Raw genomic sequence first — 4,564 nt, 5'->3', positions numbered from 1 at the left:
CCCACCGCCTCCCCCGCCCGGTTCGAGCGGACGAGGATCCCGGCGAGGTTGACCGCCGCTTCGGTGAGCCCGGGATCCCGCGCGAGCGCGTCCCGGTACGCGCGCTCGGCGTCGCCGGTCCTTCCCGCCCGCTCCAGGACGACGCCGAGGTTGTAATGCGGCCCGGCGACCGACGGATCGTACTCGATCGCGCGGCGCAGCATCCCCTCCGCAGATTCGAGGCGCCCCGCCTCCTTCTCGGCGACCGCCAGGTTCGACAGCGCCGCGGCGTTGGACGCGCGCCGGATCTCGCGCGCCGGGTAGACGGCCGAGAGGCCGAAGGCGAGCACGACGAGGAGCGTCTCGCGGCGAAGGAGCGCGTTTCCCCGCGACGCCGCGAGCCCGACCCCCGCCGGGATGCACGCCAGCATCGCGATAGGGAGGCGGTGCCGGCTCGACACGTAGAAGAGGACCGTGGCCGCGAGCGCCCCGACGAGCGCGAGCGCGAGGGGGGGACGGATCGCGCGCCACCCCGCGACCGCGAACCCCAGGATCAACCCGAACGGCACGATCCCGAGCAGCCGCGCCGGGTTCGCGTCGAGCTCGGGGGCGTAGTCGAGCCCATGCTCCGCGTTCGCGAGCGACAACCCGACCCGCTTCGCCAGGAGGACGATCGATCCCGCCGGGTCGGCGAGCCTCGCGGCGATCGCCTTTCTCAGGAAGAACCGATCGGCCTCGACGGGGTCGGTCGTCCCGGCGAGGACCATCGCCTCCCGCTGCTGCGTCGCGAGCGCCCCCGAGAACCCGTCGACGGGGGTGTAGACCCCGACCGCGCCCGGGGCGTTCCCGAGCCACAGGACGATCCCCGAGTTCGCGGTGACCGGAACCACGTGCCCCGAGGCGACGAAGTTGCGGACCGTCACCGGGAGGATCGCCAGCGCCGCGCCGGCGAGCACCAGCACCCCCTCGCGCCGCTTCCGGGTGAACAGCAGCCACCCCCCCCAGAGCATCGGGATCGGCAGGAACGCCGGCCGGGCGAGGGTCGCGAGCCCCGAGAGCAGACCCGCGGCCGCCGGCCGCGCGGGGAAGGCCCAGAGGCCCGCGACGAGCAGGAGAATCCCGAGCGGCTCGGAGAGGGGACGCGCCGCGAAGAACAGCGCCGGGTGGTAGAGGAGCACGAACGCCGCCGCGCAGATCCCCGCCGCGTCGTCGGCCTCGCGCCGGGCGAGAAGGCCGGCGAGCGCCGCCGTCGCGACGACCATTCCCTGCTGGACGAGGGCGATCCCCCACGGCGTCGCCGACAGGAACGTGAGCTTCAGGAACCACGGGTAGAGCGGGCCGAGGTAATACGCCCCCGTGAACGGCGCCTCCCCGCGCGCCCAGGCGAGGTAATAGGCCCCGTCGAGCATCGGCCGCTCGAAGGTCGGGTCGGCCGAGGGCTGCAGGACGACGTACGCGACGCGCGCCGCCGCGAGGAGGGCCAGGACGACGACGGGGACCCTATCGCCCCGCACGTTTCCGGGCCTCCGCGAGCCCCGCGAGAGTCTCGGTCCCTTCGTCCCCGAGTCGCACCGCCTGCTCGAGCGCTTCGACGGCCCCCGCCGCGTTCCCCCCTTCGAGGAGCATCCCGCCGAGGATCGCGTACGGCTTCGAGAGGCGCGGCTGGGCTTCGATCGCCTTCTGGACGAGGGCGAGCCCTTCGGCGCCGCGTCCCTGCATCGCGCGCAACACCCCCAGCCGCCACAACGCCCCGCCGCTGCGCGGGTACAACGCGACCGCGTAGGAGAGCAGGGCGTCCGCCTTCGCGAGGTCGCCGCCGAACATCTCGAGGTACCCGACCCCGACGAGCCCTTCGAGGCGATCGGGCTCGAGGGCGACGACCCTCTCGAACTCCGCCTTCGCCTCGGCGACCTTCCCCTCCCCCTGGAACTTGTGACCGAGCTTCTCGTGCCAGTCGGCGAGGAGGTAACGGGCGTAGCGGTGTCCGGAGACCGCCACCGGCGCGAGGATCCGGACCGCGTCCCCCGACTTCCCTTCGTGGAAGGCGATCTCCCCTTCGAGCACGGCGTCGTACGCCGAGGCGAGGGCGACGAACGACGGGGCCCAGTCCCCGGAGAGGCCGAGCGCCGTCGCGCGCTCCTCGGGGCTCGCGCGGAAGGTCCGAAGCTCCGCGAGATTCGGGGCGACCGTCGAGTCGAAGACCGCGCGAGGGGCGAAGAACTCGGTCCTCGGCCTGTCGTCGGTGTTGCGCGGCGCGTCGCCGGCCCAGCGCCGGAGCCCGTGCTCGTCCATCTGGAAAAACGACAGGAGCTCGACCGGCCCGCGCACCCCGATGCGCTCGAGGCTCTCCTTCACCGCAGGATCCGACACGCGCCGCGCGATCTCGTCCATGTCCACGGGAGGGAACGGCTCCATCCGCCCGAGCATCACGAGCGAGACCCCGGTCGAGAAGACCCGCACGTGCGGGAAGACGTCGGCGAACGACCCCGCGATCGTCTTCACGTCCTCCGAGCGCATCCGCCAGACGGGGGCGAACTGGCACATCGTCCCCCCCGGGGTCAGGCGGGACTTCGCCACCTCGAAGAAGTCCCGCGAATACAACCCTCCCGATCCCGTGAGCGACGGGAAGTTCGGCGCGGAGCTGATGACGTCGAACCGCTCGGAGGTCAGCTTCAGGAAGTTCCGCCCGTCGTCGATCACGACCCTGAGCTTCGGGTTGTCGAGCAGGCCGTGGTTCACGTCCGAAAAGAACCGGCTCGCCTCGAAGACCCCGCGCTCGATCTCGAGCCCGACGAGCTCGTCGATCGGGTAGAGGGCCGCGGCCCCCGCCGTCACCCCCGCCCCGAGCCCGACGATCGCGGCCTTCCCGACCTTGCCGGGATGGAGCGCCATCGGCAGGTGCCCGAGCATCCGCTGCGAGAACATGTCCTCGAAGTGGTCGGAGGCGGTCGTCGAGCCGTTCACGGTGATGAACTTCCCGACCGGGCTCTCGAACGACAGGATCGTCTCGTTGTACCCCTCGGTGTAGGTCTTCAGCGTGTAGTCCGCGACGACCCCCGCGGTCGAGGGCCCGTCGGGACCGAGGAACTTCTCCGGCTCGAAATAGACCCCCGCGCCGAGGAGCGTCCGGTCCCAGCGCGGCCCGGTGAGCGCGAGCGCGACGATCGTGACGAGGGCCAACCCCATCGGCGCCGCCCAGCGCATCACGAGCGCGCCCCGCTCGGCCACCACGCTCCCGAAGGCGAGAAGCGCGGCGAGGACGATCACCCCGCGCAGGGTCCACTCCATCCCGATCCAGGGAAGGAGGACGAACCCCGCGCCGAACGAACCGAGGATCGCCCCGACGGTGTTCCACGCGTACACCCGGCCGATCCGCGTGCCGGTCCCCACCCCGCCGAGATCGGCGAGGCGCACGGCGACGGGGAAGTTCGCGCCGAAGGCGAGCCCCGGAAGGAGCAGGGTCAGGAACGACAGGACCATCTTCGTCAGGTTCATCCCCGAGAAGTCGATCCCCACCGACGACAGCACCGAAAGGAAGAACCCGGGCATCGCGTTGACGAACAGGCATCCGAGAAGGGCCGAAAGCGCCACCGCTCCCTGGGTCAGCGCGAGCATCCTCGCCGGGTGCGCCGCGCGATCGACCCAGCGCCCCATGAGGAGCGAGCCCACGGCGAGCCCGAGGAGGAACACCGACAACATCGCGCTGAACGAATAGACGGTGCTCCCGAAGACCAGCACGAGGACGCGGAACCACGCGACCTCGAAGGCCAGGGCACAAAGCCCCGACCCGAACGCGACCCACAGCGGCCAGGAGGGCGGATCACACGCCGGCTCGGAGGGTTCGACGGAGATCGCCGCGGACTCGGCGGCCTCCTCCTCCCCCCGTGCGGCGTCGAGCCGCCACGCGACGATCGCGACGGTCGCGTTCAGCACGAACGCCACGGCGGTCGTGCGCGTCAGGCCGAGGTACGGGAGCAACACGAACCCCGCGATCCACGTCCCGAACGCCGCGCCGAGGGTGTTGACGAAGTAGAGAAGGCCGATCCCCTCCCCCAGCGTCTCCTTGCGCCGCAGCAGCCCCTGCCCGAGCGCGGGAAGGGTCGCCCCCATCAGCACCGTCGGGACGAGCAGCAGCGACAGCGAGAACACGAACCGCACGAGCGACTTGAGGAAGAACGAGTCGATCGACGTGAACACCGCGCTGTACGCGAGATCCACGAGCCGGAGCAGGAGCGGCAGCGCCAGCGCGTAGAGGCCGATCCCCGCCTCGAGCATCGCGAACATCCGCAGCGGCCGCTTCGCGCGATCGGCGCGCTTCCCCAGCAGCGCCGCGCCGAGCGCCATCCCGCCCATGAACGAGACGAGCACGGTCGAGACCGCGAAGGCGGTCACGCCGAAGACCGGCACGAGCGAGCGCGACCAGACGACCTGGTAGATCAACCCCGCCATCCCCGAGAGGACGAACAGGGCGGCGAAGGAGGTCGTCAGGCGCTGGATCGACGTGGGGTTTGTCACGAACGGCGTGCTTTCATCGCGGGCACGCAGCATAGAAGTGCTCACGACAAAAAGAAAGGCCGCGGCTTTC

Annotated in this window: 2 protein-coding genes; both read right to left on the bottom strand. The window is 71.3% G+C overall.

Annotation, left to right across the window (positions count from 1 at the left end):
• On the bottom strand, window positions 1–1,493 hold a 1,493-nt coding region (locus VF139_19205), incomplete at its 3' end, for a tetratricopeptide repeat protein (protein ID HEX6853533.1).
• Entirely contained in the window at window positions 1,480–4,494 is a 3,015-nt protein-coding gene (locus VF139_19200) for a fused MFS/spermidine synthase (GenBank protein HEX6853532.1), read from the bottom strand. The genes VF139_19200 and VF139_19205, both read right to left, overlap by 14 nt.
• Window positions 4,495–4,564: the final 70 nt, after the last annotated feature.

It is taken from the genome of Candidatus Polarisedimenticolaceae bacterium (assembly GCA_036376135.1).
Classification (GTDB): Bacteria; Acidobacteriota; Polarisedimenticolia; order Polarisedimenticolales; family DASRJG01; genus DASVAW01.
This window is presented reverse-complemented; position numbering and strand designations above follow the sequence as displayed.